We start from the raw sequence: 16,824 nt of genomic DNA, 5'->3' as shown, positions 1-16,824 counted from the left end.
CGCCAACCTATGAAAAAATCTCTGGCGATGATTTCAAGTCCACGCTATGCGATACACGCGGCGGGGGCCGAAGATTTGGTACTAAAAAGAAGCCGCCGGTGACGGATGGTATTCGCTCTAGAGCCACTTTAGTATTGAAGTCTTCGCGCCTGGAGTTCAGTACCGTCCGATGAAATCCTATGTAGAAGCTGTACCCGGACTCCGGCCCACAATGCGTCGCGCCATCATCATGATTCAAGACATCGCCATGGTTTTGGTGGCGGTGGCGCTTAGCCTGACTTTATCGCAGTCGAGGCTGTCGTTCGAAGCGTTCTCTCCAGCGGGTTTCGCTTGCTGGGCGAGCATCATTATTCTTAGTCATCTGTTATTCAGATATTGCGGCCTCTACAATACTGTGTGGCGCTTCGCCTCGACGCCGGATTTCTTCAACATCCTGAAGGGCTGCGCAATACTGACCATCGTCCTTTACTGTGTTTCGCTTTTTGTTCGTTCCTTTCAGCCGGTGGCGGGCCTCAATGAGCGCCAGTTCATCGTCTTCTTCCTGGTTTCTTTCACGATCATCTCGGCGCCCCGGATTTTCTACCGGTTCTTTCGCGACGGCGCGAGCTGGCGCATTCTGAGTCGCGGCAAGGCTTCGACCAAGAGAGCGGTGTTTGTCGGCAAGCTGAGCGAGGCCGACGTAATCATCCGTTTCACGCGCACGACGCAGCCTGTAGAGTATTCAATTGCAGGGATTATGGCGATTGAGCACGGTGTTCCGCAGGGCACTCGGATCCAGGGCGTTCCCGTCGTGGCCACCCGCCCCCGCCTGATCGAGGTGCTGGAAGAATACGCCAAGGGTACGACAAGCCTGGACCTGCTGATTTTCGGCAGCGGCGCCGAACATGAGATCGAGGAGTATTCGGAGCTCGTCCGTGTTGCCCGGCAAGGCGACATAGCGGTGGTGCAGTTCTCGGGGCTTTCGCAGCTCGGCCAGGAGGGAAAGCTCGTTCTCGACGAGGTCGAGATGGAAACGATCCTGCGCCGCCCCACGGTTCCGTCCGACATCGAACGCATCGGGGCCTTCGTCGGCGGCAAGCGCGTCCTGGTCACCGGCGGCGCCGGTTCCATCGGCCGCACCCTGGTCAAGAGGTCACTGGAACTGGGCGCGGAGGCGGTGCTGGTTGCCGACAATTCCGAGTTCGGCATTTTCCAGTTGAGCCAATACGTCGAAGAGAAGGACCATGACCGCCTCAAGGTCCGCATTGTCGATGTCGCCGACCGGCGCCAGATGACGCGTGTCGTCACCGAGTTCAAGCCGGACATCGTTTTCCACGCCGCGGCACTGAAGCATGTGCCTTTGCTCGAGGAAAACTGGGATTCGGCCATCCAGACCAATGTCTTCGGAACGCTTGTCTGTGCCGAGGTTGCCGCCAAATGCGGCGTCAAGCAATTCGTGCTTGTTTCGAGCGACAAGGCCGTGGACCCGACATCCGTGCTGGGCCTGACGAAGCGGGCGGCCGAACAGATCGTCAGCGCCTTGCATGAAACGCCCGCCGGCGAGCCCGGCGCACGGCGCCCCGCCACCAAGTTCATAGCCGTTCGGTTCGGCAATGTCTTTGGCAGCAATGGCTCGGTCGCAACCATATTCCAGGCGCAGATCGAGGCCGGAGGTCCGGTCACCATAACCGACCGGCGCATGACGCGCTATTTCATGACCGTGGCCGAAGCCGTCGACCTCGTCATCATGTCCGCGGCCGATGCCGCCTCGCGGAAAGCCGGCGACGACTACGCCGTCTACATGCTCGACATGGGCAAACCGGTGCCGATCCTCGAAGTTGCCGAGACGATGATCCGCATGTCCGGAAAAAGCCCATACACGGACATCCCCATTCGCTTCACCGGAATCCGGCCGGGTGAAAAACTCCATGAAACGTTGCATGGTGAGGATGAGGAGCTGGTCGAACTCGGCATTTCCAAGATTTTTGGCCTGAGCACCGATGTCGCGGAATGGTCCGATGTCCAGGCGGCGCTTGCGGCCCTGCAGCAATCCGTGAAGAGCCAGGACAAGGCATCCTCGCTCGCTGTGCTTGCGGGTCTTGACCATACCAAGAAGGTAAGAGGGGACGTGCCTGAGGCCGTGATCCCGAAAGCGGCCGGGCAGGCGAACTGATGCTTCGAAAGACCCTGGCCTTCTTAGGCGCTTGAGCAGTCTGCGCAAGAGCGGCATTTATCGGCGGACCTTCGGGACTCTGGGGCGCTGGCTGGCGAGGGGTCGAGCTTGGTCGAGCGATAGCCTCATGCTACGTCGAGCGGATTCGTATTTCGTCTTTGGTTTTGGCAACGAGCACTATCGGCGGTTCATGAAGACAGCCAAGCAAATCTTCGATCTTGCCGGCGCGGCGCTGCTGCTCCTGGTCACGTCACCCGTCCTAGCGCTCGCTGTCCTGGCTGTTCGTATATCGTCGCCCGGTCCGGCCATCTTTTCTCAAACGCGGGTTGGCCGCGATGGCGTGCTCTTTCGCTGTCACAAATTGCGCACGATGTATGTCGGCACGCCATCCTTGCCTTCGCACGAGGCGCCGGCGAATGCCGTGACGCCGGCCGGAAAAACCCTGCGGAAGTTCAAGCTCGATGAGCTGCCGCAGTTCTGGAATGTTCTGAAGGGCGAGATGAGCTTGGTCGGACCGCGTCCCTGTCTGCCGACGCAAACCGAGCTGATCGAGTGCCGCCGACGGCTGGGCGTTTCATCGGCGCTTCCCGGCATCACCGGCCTGGCTCAGGTCAAGGGCATCGACATGTCGGACCCGGCCCTATTGGCCGAAACCGATGCCGACTATCTCAAGGTCGCCTCGATCGGCCTTGATCTTCGCATCCTGCTTGCGACGATTTATCCAGGTTGAGCTTGCCTGCTGCGCGCCGCGATTTCGCTTAGACGATCAAGCGTCGCTGTTTCCGGCAGCCAGCCCTGCGAGACGAGCAGGGAAGGGTCGCATATCTGTGTCGCCGTCATGCTTTCCCAAAACGCCCGCTTGCCTAGCGCCACCGCGGCCATCCGCATCAGGCTGGCCGGTACGGCAGCCAGGCGCACCGGCCGCCCAAGTCCCTTACGGAAGGCGCTTACGACGGCTGCCACCGACACCGGAGGCACGTCGCTGGCTATATAGGCAGGGCTGAGCGGCCCCGGATGAGCCAACAAATGCCGCACGGCTTGCGCGGCTGCGTCGGCCGACACCAGCGAGCGGGTTCCTGTCAGAATACCTGTCGGCAGCGGCAGGCCCGTATCGGCCAGGCGCATCAGCATTGCCAGATTGCCCTTCATGCCGCTTGCGTAGGCCGCCGGCAGGCGCAGCACGGCGGCGTCGGCGCGGCCGTGCGATGCATAGGCGTCCAGGACCCTGATCTCGCCCTCGCGTTTCGAGCGCCCGTAGGCGCATTGCGGATCGGGGACCGTATGCTCGTCGATCGTTGCGCTGACGCGGGCGCCGATCACGGCCCGGACCGATGACAGTTGGATGAAGCGTCCGCTTGCCTGCATGGCAGCCGCATGCGCCAGCCGCGCGCTCAGTTCCGCGTTGGCGGCTCGGTAGTCGGCTTCAGTGGCACCGCCGTGATCATTGTTCAGGCCGGCGCAATGAACGACGTCCGTGACATCGCGGGTGACGGCAAGGAAGGCCTCGGCCGGCGCATCGAAACGCGGCAAGGCGACGATGTCGCTGCCCGAAGCGAGGCTTTCGGGATAGCGCGAGGCGAGGCGAACCTCCACGCCTGCCTCGCAAAGCCTTTGCACGACGAGACGTCCGATGAAGCCCGATGCGCCTGTGACCAAGACCTTCATTGCCTTGCCCGGAGCCGCTATTGCGTGACTGGCGGAAGCGGCATCTCTTCCGGCAACGGGGCCTGACGTCCCGACGCAAGATAGGTCCCGGATACCAGGAAGACCATGAACACCGAATCCAGGATGTCTTGGCCGATCAGGATGCCTGTCATCCCAGCCGTCAGGTAGATGATCACCATCATGACGACCATGGTGGCGCCAAAGCGCTCGATCGGGTCGGCGCTGTTGCGCAGGACCAGGGCGGCGTTTCTGCCGGCGACGACAAAGATCGCCGCCAAAGTCACGGCGCCCAGGATGCCCGCCTGTACCAGTGCCGTCAGGAAGCCATTGTGGAAATGATTGAAACCTGCCGTTTTCGCGAACAGGTCTTGGAAGCCCTGCCTGATCAAGAGCTGGTTGGCGCCCACTCCGTGTCCGAACAAGGGCATGTCGCGGAATGCCTTCAGGCCGATGTCCCAGAGGGCAACACGTATTCCAAGCGAGGTGTCGGAATTGCCGTGCGCCCCAAGCGCGTCCCAATCAGAGCGCAGAAAATCAAATCTGTCGGATATTGTATGGAAGCCGATAGCGGCGACCGCGACGCCGATCGCCGCCAGCAGAAGCAGCAGACGGACGGCATTCTTCCCTTTCAGCCAATGCTGGTTGATCAACAGCACGGCAATGCCGGAAATCAGCAGCGCCAGCCAGATGATGCGCGTGCCGGAATAGATGATGGCGATCGTTCCGCCGAGCGCTGCGCAGATCAGCGCACTCTTGTGCCTTTCGATGCCCGACAGGGCACCGGCCACGCAGGCCATCACTGCAAGGCAGACGACCGTGGCGAACACGATCGCATTTCCCGCTCCGCCCTCCGCCCTCATCCCGATCCAATATTGCTGGATGATCGCCAATACCAGCGCGACGAAACAGGCGGCCATGCTGCTGAGGATTATGATCCGGACAAGGGTTGCTTTCTGCGTAATGCTCCAGGTTGAATAGGAGAGGGGGAAAAACAGGAAGGTAACGAGCGGGATCAGATGCGGCGCATCCCTGACGATTGCGTTGTTGGCGAGCGAAGCCAGGAGATTTGCCGCGCAATAGGCATAGATCGCGACCGTGAGCGCCATCATCGCCCGGTCGATGTTGAAGCGCCTCTTTTTCGAGGCGATCAAAAGAACCGACCACAGGCCGCCGCCGTTGAACACGAAGCTCACCACAGACCCCAGGACCGGTGGAAAAAAGAAGCAAGCGATGGAAAAATAGATATTGATCCGCGCGGGCGAGAACTGCCGTCTTATCGATGAAAGCTGGCTCAAGGGCGGCTCACCATTCTCGGACGCTTCACACGGCGGATTGTCTGACGGCGGCGAACATAGCCCTGCCGAAATTGCCCGTGTCGCATCGTGCATCTGCCCGCTTTCAGGGGCCGGTATAGCGGCTTGGGTCTTTTTCTGAAAGTGCATCAAGGCCGATTGCCACCGAAAATCGGTAGTCGCTGGCAGACGATCGGATTTGGGCGCGGCGAAGACTGCGTGCTTTTCATCAAGCAATTTTTTCCCCCGCATTTTCTCAGCCGCCGGCGTGACAAGCAGGAATTTCCGCATTTTGACGCATGGATGGAAAATTCATTCCCGAACCACTCCTTGCCAGGCGCGTCTTGCATTGTTCTGGGCAGCGGCGATCTGCTAGAACGCCCGCAAGAATAACATTGTCCAGAAGCAAGCTTGAACCGGGCGGGAAGCCCGATGATTTGATGCCAGGTCTTCTGTCGGAAGGCACGAGAGAACGCTAGACAGGCCATGACAACAGCGCTTACGCACCTGCAGCGGCTTGAGGCCGAGTCAATCCACATATTCCGTGAAGTCGCGGCCGCCTTCGCCAAGCCGGTCATGCTCTATTCCGTAGGCAAGGATTCGTCCGTGCTGATGCACCTGGCGATGAAGGCATTCTATCCCGCCAAGCCGCCCTTTCCGTTCCTTCATGTCGACACAACCTGGAAATTTCGCGAGATGATCGCCTTTCGCGATCAGATGGCGCAAAAACTCGGTTTCGATCTCCTGGTTCACGTCAACCAGGATGGCGTGCGCGACAACATCAATCCCTTCGATCATGGCTCGAACACGCACACCCATGTGATGAAGACCGTGGCGCTGCGCCAGGCGCTCGACAAATACGGTTTCGATGCCGCCTTTGGCGGCGCCCGCCGCGACGAGGAAAAATCGCGCGCCAAGGAGCGCATCTTTTCCTTCCGCAACGCCCAGCATGTCTGGGATCCGAAGAACCAGCGTCCCGAAATGTGGAAGATCTTCAACACCCGCATCGCCACGGGTGAATCGATCCGCGTCTTTCCGCTGTCCAACTGGACCGAACTCGACATCTGGCAGTACATCCTGCAGGAGAACATCCCGATCGTGCCGCTCTATTTCGCCAAGCAGCGGCCGGTCGTGGAACGCGATGGCATGCTCATCCTCAAGGACGACGATCGCATGAAATTGCGCCCCGGTGAGGCGATCGAGAATCGGCTGGTGCGCTTCCGCACGCTCGGCTGCTACCCGCTGACCGGCGCCATCGAATCGGAAGCAGACACGCTGGAAGCTATCGTCGGCGAGATGCTGACCGCGCGCACCTCCGAACGGCAGGGCCGCCTGATCGACCGGGACGAAGCCGGCTCGATGGAAAAGAAGAAGCGCGAGGGGTATTTCTGACCATGCGCCACATCATGGCAAAGAGCCTCGCACCTACCGACGGCGTCCGCGATTATCTGGCGGCGCAGGAGAAGAAGTCGCTGCTGCGCTTCCTCACCTGCGGCTCCGTCGACGATGGCAAGTCGACGCTGATCGGCCGTCTGCTCTCCGACACCAAGCAGATTTTCGAGGACCAGCTTGCCGCGCTCGAACGCGATTCGCGCAAGCACGGCACGACCGGCGACGACATCGATTTCGCACTGCTGGTCGACGGTCTCGAAGCCGAGCGCGAGCAAGGCATCACCATCGACGTCGCCTATCGCTTCTTCGCCACGCCAAAGCGCAAATTCATTGTCGCCGACACGCCCGGCCACGAGCAGTACACGCGTAACATGGCGACCGGCGCGTCCACCGCCGACCTGGCAATCGTGCTGATCGATGCGCGGCAAGGCGTGCTGCGCCAGACCAGGCGCCACTCGATCATCGCCTCGCTGCTCGGCATCCGCCATATCGTGCTGGCCGTCAACAAGATCGATCTCGTCGATTTCGATCGGGCGGTCTTCGACCGGATCACGCAGGACTATCAGCAGTTTTCGCGCGATCTCGGCTTTGAGACCATCGTGCCGATCCCGATGTCGGCGCGCTACGGCGACAACGTCACCGGCCGCTCCGACAGGATGGAATGGTATTCCGGCCCGACGCTGATCGAACATCTCGAAACCGTTTCGGTCGACGAGGCCGCGGCCGAGTTACCGTTCCGTTTTCCGGTGCAGTACGTCAACCGCCCCAATCTCGATTTTCGCGGCTTCGCCGGAACGATCGCCTCGGGCGCGATCTCGCAAGGCGACGAGGTCGTCGTCGCCAAATCGGGCAAATCCTCCCGCGTCAGGCGCATCGTCGCGCAGGGTGGCGACCTCGCCCAGGCGGTTGCCGGCCAGGCCATCACGCTTGTCCTCGATGACGAGGTCGAGATTTCCCGGGGCAACATGCTGGTGGCGCCTGCGGCACGCCCGCAGGTCGCCGACCAGTTCGCCGCCAACATCGTCTGGTTCGACGAACATGCGCTGCTGCCGGGCCGCTCCTATATCCTGCGCACCGAGACCGACCAGACCAGCGCTACCGTCACCGATTTGAAATATCGGGTCAATGTCAATGACTTCGCCCGTGAAGCTGCCAAGTCGCTCGAGATGAACGAAGTAGGCATCTGCAACATCTCGACGCGCACGCCGATCGCTTTCGACACCTTCGCCGAGAACCGTACAACCGGCGCGTTCATCCTGATCGACCGCATCAGCAACGCCACGGTCGGCGCCGGCATGATCCTGCATTCGCTGCGCCGTGCCGAGAACATCCATTGGCAATCGCTCGATGTCGGCAAGCGGGTACGTGCCGACATCAAGAACCAGCGGCCCGCCGTGTTCTGGTTCACGGGGCTGTCGGGCTCGGGCAAATCGACCATCGCCAACCTGTTCGAGAAGAAGCTGTTCGCCTCCGGGCGCCATACCTACATTCTCGACGGCGACAATGTCCGCCACGGCCTCAACCGCGATCTCGGCTTTACCGACGCCGACCGCGTCGAAAACATCCGCCGCGTCGCCGAAGTGGCCCGCCTCATGGCCGATGCAGGGCTGATCGTCATCGTTTCCTTCATTTCGCCTTTCAGCGCCGAGCGGCGCATGGCCCGCGAATTGATGGCCGAAGGCGAGTTCATCGAAGTGTTCGTCGACACGCCGTTCGAGGAATGCGCCAGGCGTGACCCGAAAGGCCTCTACGCCCGGGCGCTCAATGGCGAGATCAAGAACTTCACCGGTGTCGACTCGCCTTACGAAGCGCCGGAAAAACCGGAAATCCATCTGAAGACGCTCGGCAAATCGGCCGAGGAGATGGTAGATGCCCTGGAACACTGGCTGAACGAGCGTGACATTGCCGAAGACCAATACGACAATGGCGGCGGCATCTGACGACAGGTCGATGCTCGAGATTTTCGAGGGGCTCGCTTTGGCGGCTGGCCGCGAGGTCATGCGTGTGTTCCACGCCGGCTGCGCGGTCGACCAGAAATCAGATTCCTCGCCGGTGACCGAGGCGGACCGCGAGAGCGAGAAGATCATTCTGGCCGGATTGCGTGCCGCCTTTCCCGACATTCTCTGCGTGGCCGAGGAGGAAGCATCCGCCGGCATCGTGCCGCCGGACCTGGACGGGGCTTTCTTCCTGATCGATCCGCTGGACGGCACCAAGGAATTTGTCAATCGCCGCACCGATTTCACCGTCAACATCGCGCTTGTCCGCCACGGCGTGCCGGAAGTCGGCGTCGTTTTCGCGCCCTGCACGGGCCGGTTCTTTTCCGGGCTGCCGGGCAAGGCGGAATTCCTCGAAATAGATGGCGACTTCCGCATCGTCTCTCGCCGGCCGATTTCGGTGAGGGCGGCTGCGACGCCGCTGGCGGTGGTTGCGAGCCGCTCCCACAACACGCCCGAAACCGAAGCCTATATTCGTGACCTAGGCGTCGCTGAGATCGTCTCTGTCGGCTCGTCGCTGAAATTCTGTCTGGTCGCCAATGGCGAGGCGGACATTTATCCGCGCTTCGGTCGTACCATGGAGTGGGATACCGCGGCCGGCGATGCCGTGCTGCGCGCCGCCGGCGGCATCACGCGCACGCTGGACGGACAGCCCTTGATGTATGGCAAGCGAAACCAGGGCGGCGATGCGGATTTCGCCAATCCGCATTTCATCGCCAGCGGCAGGGCAGGGGCAAGCCCCGCCTGAAGCCGGCTGGTTACTCGGCCGCGGCCTGCGCCGAGTTCGATCCGATATAGTTGCGGATTGTCTCGATGATCCGGTCCTGATCGGCTTCGCTGAGATAGGGGTGCATCGGTAGGCACAGGATGCGCTTGGGCAATTGCTCGGATACGGCAAGGCCGGTCGGCGTTCTCGGATAGTCGCGATAGGCGATCTGCTCGTGCAGCGGCTTCACATAGTAGATGACCGACGGAATGCCTTTTTCGCCGAGATGAACCTTCAGCCCGTCGCGCTTGGGCGTCTCGATGGCGTATTGCGCCCAGGCCGAGCGGCTGCCGTCCAGGTTGCGGGCTGCCGTGACGACATCGCCAAGCCCTTCGGCATAACGGTTCGCCACCATTTGCCGGGCAACCATCTCGTCCTCGAGAATGGCGAGCTTTTCGATCAGGATCGCGGCCTGCAGCGTGTCGAGCCGTGAATTGATGCCGACCCGGATGTTGTCATATTGCGTCTCGCCCTTGCCGTGGAAGGCGAAGGAGCGCAGCTTGTCGGCCAAGGCGTCGTCGTTGGTGAACATCGCTCCGCCGTCGCCGTAGCAGCCGAGCGGCTTCGCCGGATAGAAACTGGTCGAGCCGACCGTGCCGAACGACCCGCACATCTTGCCGTCCGCCGAACCGCCCATCGATTGGGCGGCATCCTCGATCACCATCAGGCCTTCTCGGTGGGCGATCGCCATGATGGCATCGTAGTCGGCGGCAAGGCCGAAGAGGTCGACCGGAATGATCGCCCTGGGCTTCAGCCGGCCTTCTTTCTTGATCATCGTGATCGCCGCCTCGAGGCTGGCGATGTCGATGTTGTAGGTGTTGGGATCGACGTCGACGAAAACCGGCTCGGCCTTGGCCAGCGCCACCACTTCCGCCGTGGCGGCAAAGGTGAAACTCGGAACGAACACGGCATCGCCCGGGCCGATCCCGGCGGCGAACAGCGGCAAAAGCAGTGCGTCGGTGCCGTTGGCGCAGGCCACGACGTGCTTGACGCCGACATAGGCGGCGAGCTTTTTCTCGAATTCGGCTACCTGGGGACCGAGGATATAGCGGCCGTCCTCGACGACATGGTCGATCGCGGCCTTCAGCCGGTCGCGGATTCGTTCGCGCTGTGCGCCAAGATCGATGAACTGCATGTCGTCCTCAAACGATTTTAACCGGGCGGTCTAGCCTCGACCCGCTGGTATCAGAATTGCGCCTGCCGAGAAAGCCGGGCGCGCGGAGCGACAAATTGCCCGGTCGTGGCAGTCTGTTACCGCATTTTCCGGTGTCGGTCAGCCGGACGCCGGAAATCCGGGATTCGTGCGGCGCAATTACGGCCTTATAACCCCAGAGTCGACCCTGCTAAACATAAAGTGATCGGCCGGCTCAATCCATGTTGGGCCTTACCACGGCCCGAACTTGGGTCAGCCAAGGCCTGAGAACGGCCAGTCCGCAGTGCGGCAGCTATCCGAAGATAGGAATTTTTTCTTGACTGGGTGAAGGCAACTATGCTACATATTTGCCCATGGTGCTGAGTTGCGCCAAGGACCCGCCGCACAGGCGGGTTTTCTTTACTACCTCATCAACAGCGCGCCGGCGAAGGTTCCAAGGAACCTGTTAATTCGGATTCGTTCCTCTGGCGCGCCACTCAGGCGATCTCATGGCGCCAGGGCGGATTGGCGCCGGCCCGCGCCACGGTTACCGCCGCTGCCTTGGCACCAAGCACCAGCGCCTTGCGGATAGCGTCCTGCGACAGCCCGGAGATTGCCGCCTTCGTCAGCAGGCCTTGTTCGTGCAGGGAGGCGAGGATGCCGGCATTGAACGTATCACCGGCGCCGACCGTATCGACCACCTCGACTTTTTGCGGCGTCACGCTGACCATGTGATCCCTGGTGTAACCGACGGCGCCTTCGGCGCCATGGGTCACGACGATCAGCTTGGGTCCGCGGTCGAGCCAGTTGCGCACGACATCCTCGTGCGAGCCGGCTTCGTCGAACCAGTGAAGATCTTCATCCGAGAGTTTCACGATATCGGCCATCGCCATCATCTCGCGGATACGCTTCAGATGCTTTGCCTTGTCCGGGATGAAGTTCGGCCGGATGTTGGGGTCGAGCATCATGACGCGACGACCATGCTCGCGCTTCATCAATTCCTCGTAGGCGGCCCCCGCCGGGTCCGAAATAAGGCTGATGGCGCCGAACAGCATGGCCTCGATCTCCGGACCAAGTTGCGGCAGATCCTCGCCGGTCAGCATGCGCCCGGCGGTGTTCTCGTCGTAGAAAGTGTAGCTTGCCTGGCCATCGTTCAGCCGCACGAAGGCGAGCGTCGTCGGCCGGGGCGAAGTGTGCGCATAGGTGGAACTGACCTTGCTCGCCCCGAGCGCTTCGCGGAGCTGGCCGCCGAACAGGTCCGACGACAGGCCCGAGAAGAAGCTGGCAGGAGCGCCCAGCCGGCCGAGCGCAATGGCGGTGTTGAACACCGCGCCGCCGACATAGGGTGCGAAGGCCCGTTCTCCCTCCGTCGTCGTGCGCGGCAGCATATCGATCAGGGCCTCGCCGCAGCAAAGGATCATTGTCTTGTCGTCTCCGGCGGATGGATCACGCCCTTGCGGATGATGATGTTGGCGTAGAGCCTGGGTTCGCTGGTCGCGACGATGGCGTGCGCGGCCCTGACGCGTGCATAGAAGTCGGCACCGGCCAGCGCAACCACCTTGCGCCCGGGCGCGCGTTTTGCACACAGCACTTCGATTTCATGATGCACGGGATCGGCGAGCGAGGGGTCGCCCTTGGCCGAGGCGCGAAACAGCGCCTCCGGCACGACGTCATCGACGGGCAGCACGCTCAATATGGCGTCCAGCACCGGAATGAGATGGTGGCCGTCGGCCCGCACCAGCCGCTTTGCCTGCTCTTCGGCCGGGTAGTTTCCATCGACCAGGGCGATTTCGTCGCCATGCCCCATCGCACGCAGGATCGCCAGAAGCTCCGGACCGAGCAGCGCCGGAATTCCGATCAGCATTCAGATGCTCCTGGAAATCGTGGTCGAACCGATCAGGAAGCGCTCGGATAGTGGCAGGCTGGCGCCGCCGAGAGCGCGCGCGTGAATACCGACGGTGCCTTCGCGGACGTTTGGCAATTTCAATCCCTCGGCATCGATCGTGTCGATGGTTGCGATGACGGCGTCGACCAGCCTGCGGCGCACCTGCGTCGGCATCCAGCCGTCGATCACCGCCGCCTCGAAGTCGATGACGGACGACGCCGCGACGATGGCATAAGCGAGCGCCCGCGAGGCGTTTGTGATCCAGTCGTCGAGCTCGGCGCCGATCTCGCCCCAGTCGTCGGGCGACGTCCAGAGATGCGAAGCCTCGACGCCACGCGCATTGAGCGCCTTTTCGAGCATGGCGATCGAGGCCACGTCGATCAATTGGGTCGGCTTTCCCTCCGGTCCGGGCACCGGCATGGAGCCCAGCGCGCCGGCGTTGCCGGTCGGGCCGCCAAAGAGCCGCCCGTTGAGGACGATGCCGCCGCCGGCAAAGGCGCCGATATAGAAATAGACGAAATCACGCGGGGCGCCTGCCTGGCCGAAGACCAGTTCCGCGCCGCAGGCCGAAGTGGCGTCGTTCTGCAGATAGACCGGAAAATCGCATTGCGCCTGGATGTCGGCGCGGATATCGCGATGGCGCCATTCGTCCATGACGTCGCGCGGCGCGCCGGCGGTATCGGCCCAGTTCCAGAGCTCGAAAGGCATGGCGATGCCGAGCCCCGCTATGCGTTTGTCCTGCGCGGGCGAAAGCTCGCCACGCATCTTCTTCATGCCTGATGTGACGAATTCCACCGTCTCGCGCGGGGCAGGGTAGCGGTAGGAATGCTGCAGCATCGAACGTACATTGCCGAGGAAATCGATCAGCACGAGTTCGGCGCTGCGGCGGCCGATCTTTAGGCCGATGAAGAACGCGCCTTCGGGATTGAGCGCCATGGGGATGGAGGGCTGGCCGATCTTGCCGCGCAGCGGCGCCTGCCGCAGCAGCAGGCTTTCCTCCTCGAGCTCGCGCATGATGACGGAGACGGTTTGCGCCGACAGTCCGGTCATGCGGGCGATGTCGGACTTCGCCAGGCTGCCATGCTGGCGCACCAGCGACAGCACCAGCCGCTCATTGTGGTCCCGCATGCCGCTCTGGTTGGTACCACGGTGAATAAGGCTCTCATTCGCCTCGGGCGAACCATGCCTGGCAATGGCCGTCTCCACCCCTGTTCCTCCCGTCATTTCCCCTCGAGGCTTTTGGAACAGAATGTGCGAACGGCGCAAGGCTGTCAATAATAAATAAGAGTGATTTAATTATTGACAGAGAGATTGGTCTGGTGTCATTTGAGGCAGGCATCCCACCGGGAGAGGTTGCTTGGATGCCGTACGGGTGCCGGTTGGTCGGCATCCGGAATGTTCCACTGGGAGGAAAATCGTGACCAATACAAAACTGTTGAAGTCCACCGTCTTTGCGGCGGCCGCTCTGGGCCTGATGGCATTCGCCTCGTCCGCATCCGCGGCCGGTGTCGGCGCCTGCCTGATCACCAAGACCGACACCAATCCCTTCTTCGTCAAGATGAAGGAGGGTGCGACCGCCAAGGCCAAGGAGCTTGGTGTCGACCTCAAGACTTATGCCGGCAAGATCGACGGCGACAGCGAAAGCCAGGTCGCGGCGATCGAGAGCTGCATCGCCGACGGCGCCAAGGGCATCCTCATTACCGCGTCCGACACCAAGGGCATCGTGCCGACGGTGAAGAAGGCGCGTGACGCCGGCCTGCTGGTGATCGCGCTCGACACGCCGCTCGATCCGATCGACGCCGCCGACGCGACCTTTGCCACCGACAATTTGGAGGCCGGCAAGCTGATCGGCGCCTGGGCCGCCGCGACGCTCGGCGACAAGGCCAAGGACGCCAAGATCGGCTTTCTCGACCTGACCCCCTCGCAACCGACCGTGGACGTGCTGCGCGACCAGGGCTTCATGATGGGCTACGGCATCGACGTGAAGGATCCTAACAAGATCGGCGACGAGGATGACGCGCGCATCGTCGGCCATGACGTCACCAACGGCAATGAGGAGGGCGGCCGCAAGGCGATGGAGAACCTTCTGCAGAAGGACAACACCATCAATGTCATCCACACCATCAACGAGCCGGCCGCGGTCGGCGCCTATCAGGCGCTCAAGGCCGTCGGCCTGGAAAGCCAGGTGCTGATCGTCTCCGTCGATGGCGGCTGCCCCGGCGTGAAGTCAGTGGCCGAAGGCGTCATCGGCGCGACATCGCAGCAATATCCGCTGCAGATGGCGGCGCTCGGCATCGAGGCCATCGCCAATTTTGCCAAGGACGGCACCAAGCCGAAGCCGACCGAAGGCAAGAACTTCTTCGACACCGGCGTCAATCTGGTGACCGACAAGCCGGCCAATGGCGTGAAGTCCATCGACACCAAGGAAGGCCTCGCCAAGTGCTGGGGCTGATGCCGGTCTGACTGGCAACGAAAAACGGAGCGGCCGGACTTGATCCCCGGCCGCTTCGGGTGGACGATGGTCGCGTGACCGCGAACAATCCCGGCAGGAGACCGGAAAGACGTGGACGGGTGTCGCCGCGTGGCTGATACCCTACGGGGAGGAAACATGTCTCAAGCTCAGGAATTCGAGAAGGTTCTCTCGGGCAGCGACACGAGCGTTGCCGCGTTTGACGAGCATAAATCGGCGGTCAGACGCATCCAGCATTTTCTGCACTCGACGCCGGCCGCGGTGCCGCTGATCGTTCTGGTCCTGGCGATCATCGTGTTCGGCCTCACCATTGGCGGGCGTTTCTTCTCGTCCTACACGCTGACGCTGATCCTGCAGCAGATCGCCATCGTCGGCATTCTGGGTGCCGCCCAGACCCTGGTCATCCTCACCGCCGGCATCGACCTTTCGATTGGCGTCATCATGGTGATTTCGGCCGTGATCATGGGCAATTGCGCCGTCAGCTACGGCCTGCCGAGCGTCCTTGCCGTAGCGATCGGACTTGCCGCGGGTGCTGCCTGCGGGCTGCTCAACGGGGTGCTTGTCGCCTACATGAAACTGCCGCCATTTATCGTGACACTCGGCACCTGGAACGTCGTCATGGCGACGAACTTTATTTATTCGGCCAATGAGACGATCCGCGACACCGACGTCGACGTTCAGGCGCCGCTGCTGCATCTGTTCGCGCTCAGCTTCAAGGTCGGCACCGCTGTGCTGACGGCCGGCGTGATTGCGATGGTCGCGCTCGTGCTGCTCCTTTGGTACGTGCTCAATCACACGGCATGGGGCCGCCATGTCTACGCCGTCGGCGACGACCAGGAGGCGGCGAAACTGTCGGGTATCCAGACCAAGAAGGTGCTCATGACGGTCTATACCCTGGCCGGGTTGATCGCGGCTTTCGCCGCCTGGGTCTCCATCGGCCGCAATGGGTCGATCTCGCCTTCGGCCGCCGTGACCGACTACAACCTGCAGGCGATCACCGCCACGGTGATCGGCGGTATTTCTCTTTTCGGCGGCCGCGGCTCGATCCTCGGCACGCTGTTCGGCGCGATGATCGTCGGTGTCGTCTCCATGGGCCTCAACATGCTGGGCGCCGATCCGCAATGGAAAGTGCTGCTCACCGGCGTGCTGATCATCGGCGCAGTGGCGGTTGATCAATGGATCAGAAAGGTTTCGGCATGACCCAGGACCCTATCCTCACCGCTCGTGGACTGGTCAAGCGCTACGGCCGCGTCACCGCCTTGGACAATGCCGATTTCGACCTCTACCCCGGCGAAATCCTCGCTGTTATCGGCGACAACGGCGCCGGCAAGTCGTCGCTCATCAAGGCGATTTCAGGCGCTGTCGTGCCCGATGAAGGCGAAATCCGGCTTGAGGGCAAACCGGTCGCCTTCAAATCGCCCATGGAGGCCCGCGAAGCCGGCATCGAGACCGTCTACCAGAACCTGGCGCTGTCGCCGGCGCTGTCGATCGCCGACAACATGTTTCTCGGCCGCGAGATCCGCAAGCCCGGCTTTGTCGGCCAATGGCTTCGCATGCTCGACCGTCCGGCGATGGAAAAGCGCGCCCGCGACAAGCTGACTGAACTCGGCCTGATGACCATCCAGAACATCAGCCAGGCGGTGGAGACGCTGTCGGGCGGCCAGCGCCAGGGCGTGGCAGTGGCGCGCGCCGCCGCTTTCGGCTCCAAGATGGTCATCATGGACGAGCCGACGGCAGCACTTGGCGTCAAGGAAAGCCGCCGCGTGCTGGAACTCATCCTCGACGTGAAGAAGCGGGGTCTGCCGATCGTGCTGATCTCGCACAACATGCCGCATGTCTTCGAAGTGGCAGACCGCATCCACATCCATCGGCTGGGTCGTCGGCTGTGCGTCATCGATCCCAAACAACATACAATGTCCGATGCCGTCGCATTCATGACCGGGGCAAAGACGCCGCCGGAGGCGGCGCTGGCGGCCTGAACTGCCAAATTGCCGCTGGGTAAGTCGCCTCCGGCTTACTTAAATCGATTGAACGTTTGCTGCAATGCGGTAGCATGGGCTGGGATGAATGATGAAA

Annotated in this window: 14 protein-coding genes; 8 read left to right on the top strand and 6 right to left on the bottom strand. The window is 61.9% G+C overall.

Annotated features, from left to right (window positions below):
• The first annotated feature begins 169 nt into the window (after positions 1-169).
• Positions 170-2,152, top strand: a complete 1,983-nt coding sequence (locus tag FJ867_RS22455; RefSeq protein WP_181165146.1) for a nucleoside-diphosphate sugar epimerase/dehydratase — start codon at positions 170-172, stop codon at positions 2,150-2,152.
• Positions 2,153-2,342: 190 nt separating this feature from the next.
• The gene (locus FJ867_RS22450) at positions 2,343-2,882 is read left to right on the top strand and encodes a sugar transferase (protein WP_140494844.1); all 540 of its coding nucleotides are present in this window, start codon (positions 2,343-2,345) and stop codon (positions 2,880-2,882) included.
• Here FJ867_RS22450 and FJ867_RS22445 read toward each other — a convergent pair.
• Together FJ867_RS22445 and FJ867_RS22440 are read right to left on the bottom strand one after the other, a co-directional pair.
• Positions 2,870-3,817, bottom strand: coding sequence for an NAD-dependent epimerase/dehydratase family protein (locus FJ867_RS22445; RefSeq protein ID WP_140818617.1), 948 nt, complete (start codon positions 3,815-3,817; stop codon positions 2,870-2,872). The genes FJ867_RS22450 and FJ867_RS22445 overlap by 13 nt on opposite strands.
• Positions 3,818-3,834: 17 nt before the next feature.
• Positions 3,835-5,112 (bottom strand): O-antigen ligase, encoded by a 1,278-nt coding sequence (locus FJ867_RS22440; protein ID WP_140818615.1) that lies wholly within the window; start codon positions 5,110-5,112, stop codon positions 3,835-3,837.
• A gap of 483 nt (positions 5,113-5,595) precedes the next feature.
• On the opposite strand from FJ867_RS22440, the gene cysD reads away from it, so the two are divergent.
• From cysD to cysQ, 3 genes are read left to right on the top strand one after another with little or no spacing between them, the layout of a single operon-like run.
• On the top strand, positions 5,596-6,501 hold the full coding sequence (gene cysD / locus FJ867_RS22430) for a sulfate adenylyltransferase subunit CysD (protein ID WP_140494839.1): 906 nt from the start codon (positions 5,596-5,598) through the stop codon (positions 6,499-6,501).
• A gap of 2 nt (positions 6,502-6,503) precedes the next feature.
• Complete coding sequence (cysN, locus tag FJ867_RS22425; RefSeq protein ID WP_181168410.1) at positions 6,504-8,441, top strand: sulfate adenylyltransferase subunit CysN; 1,938 nt, start codon at positions 6,504-6,506, stop codon at positions 8,439-8,441.
• Positions 8,442-8,451: 10 nt separating this feature from the next.
• Positions 8,452-9,243 carry a 3'(2'),5'-bisphosphate nucleotidase CysQ gene (cysQ, locus tag FJ867_RS22420; RefSeq protein WP_181168416.1) on the top strand — a complete coding sequence of 264 codons (792 nt, stop codon included), beginning with the start codon at positions 8,452-8,454 and terminating at the stop codon, positions 9,241-9,243.
• A 10-nt stretch (positions 9,244-9,253) separates the two neighbouring features.
• On the opposite strand, the gene FJ867_RS22415 is transcribed toward cysQ, so the two are convergent.
• The 4 genes from FJ867_RS22415 to FJ867_RS22400 form a co-directional block, all read right to left on the bottom strand.
• Positions 9,254-10,396, bottom strand: a complete 1,143-nt coding sequence (locus FJ867_RS22415; protein ID WP_140818609.1) for a DegT/DnrJ/EryC1/StrS aminotransferase family protein — start codon at positions 10,394-10,396, stop codon at positions 9,254-9,256.
• A 494-nt stretch (positions 10,397-10,890) separates the two neighbouring features.
• Complete coding sequence (locus FJ867_RS22410; protein ID WP_140818607.1) at positions 10,891-11,814, bottom strand: carbohydrate kinase; 924 nt, start codon at positions 11,812-11,814, stop codon at positions 10,891-10,893.
• Complete coding sequence (locus tag FJ867_RS22405) at positions 11,811-12,257, bottom strand: RbsD/FucU domain-containing protein (protein WP_140514913.1); 447 nt, start codon at positions 12,255-12,257, stop codon at positions 11,811-11,813. Before FJ867_RS22405 ends, FJ867_RS22410 begins: the two co-directional genes overlap by 4 nt.
• Positions 12,258-13,484, bottom strand: coding sequence for an ROK family protein (locus FJ867_RS22400; protein ID WP_140629354.1), 1,227 nt, complete (start codon positions 13,482-13,484; stop codon positions 12,258-12,260).
• Between the two features lie 229 nt (positions 13,485-13,713).
• Here FJ867_RS22400 and FJ867_RS22395 point away from each other — a divergent pair, with 229 nt between their 5' ends.
• The 3 genes from FJ867_RS22395 (at position 13,714) to FJ867_RS22385 (ending at position 16,727) form a co-directional block, all read left to right on the top strand.
• Positions 13,714-14,730, top strand: a complete 1,017-nt coding sequence (locus FJ867_RS22395; protein ID WP_181165177.1) for a sugar ABC transporter substrate-binding protein — start codon at positions 13,714-13,716, stop codon at positions 14,728-14,730.
• A gap of 156 nt (positions 14,731-14,886) precedes the next feature.
• Complete coding sequence (locus FJ867_RS22390) at positions 14,887-15,948, top strand: ABC transporter permease (RefSeq protein WP_140818605.1); 1,062 nt, start codon at positions 14,887-14,889, stop codon at positions 15,946-15,948.
• Positions 15,945-16,727, top strand: coding sequence for an ATP-binding cassette domain-containing protein (locus tag FJ867_RS22385; RefSeq protein WP_140495053.1), 783 nt, complete (start codon positions 15,945-15,947; stop codon positions 16,725-16,727). The genes FJ867_RS22390 and FJ867_RS22385 overlap by 4 nt, the downstream gene beginning before the upstream one ends.
• Positions 16,728-16,824 lie beyond the last annotated feature (97 nt).

It is taken from the genome of Mesorhizobium sp. B2-5-3 (genome assembly GCF_006441005.1).
Taxonomy (GTDB): Bacteria; Pseudomonadota; Alphaproteobacteria; order Rhizobiales; family Rhizobiaceae; genus Mesorhizobium.
The sequence above is the reverse complement of the archived record's forward strand: the minus strand, read 5'-3'. Positions and strand labels throughout refer to the sequence as shown.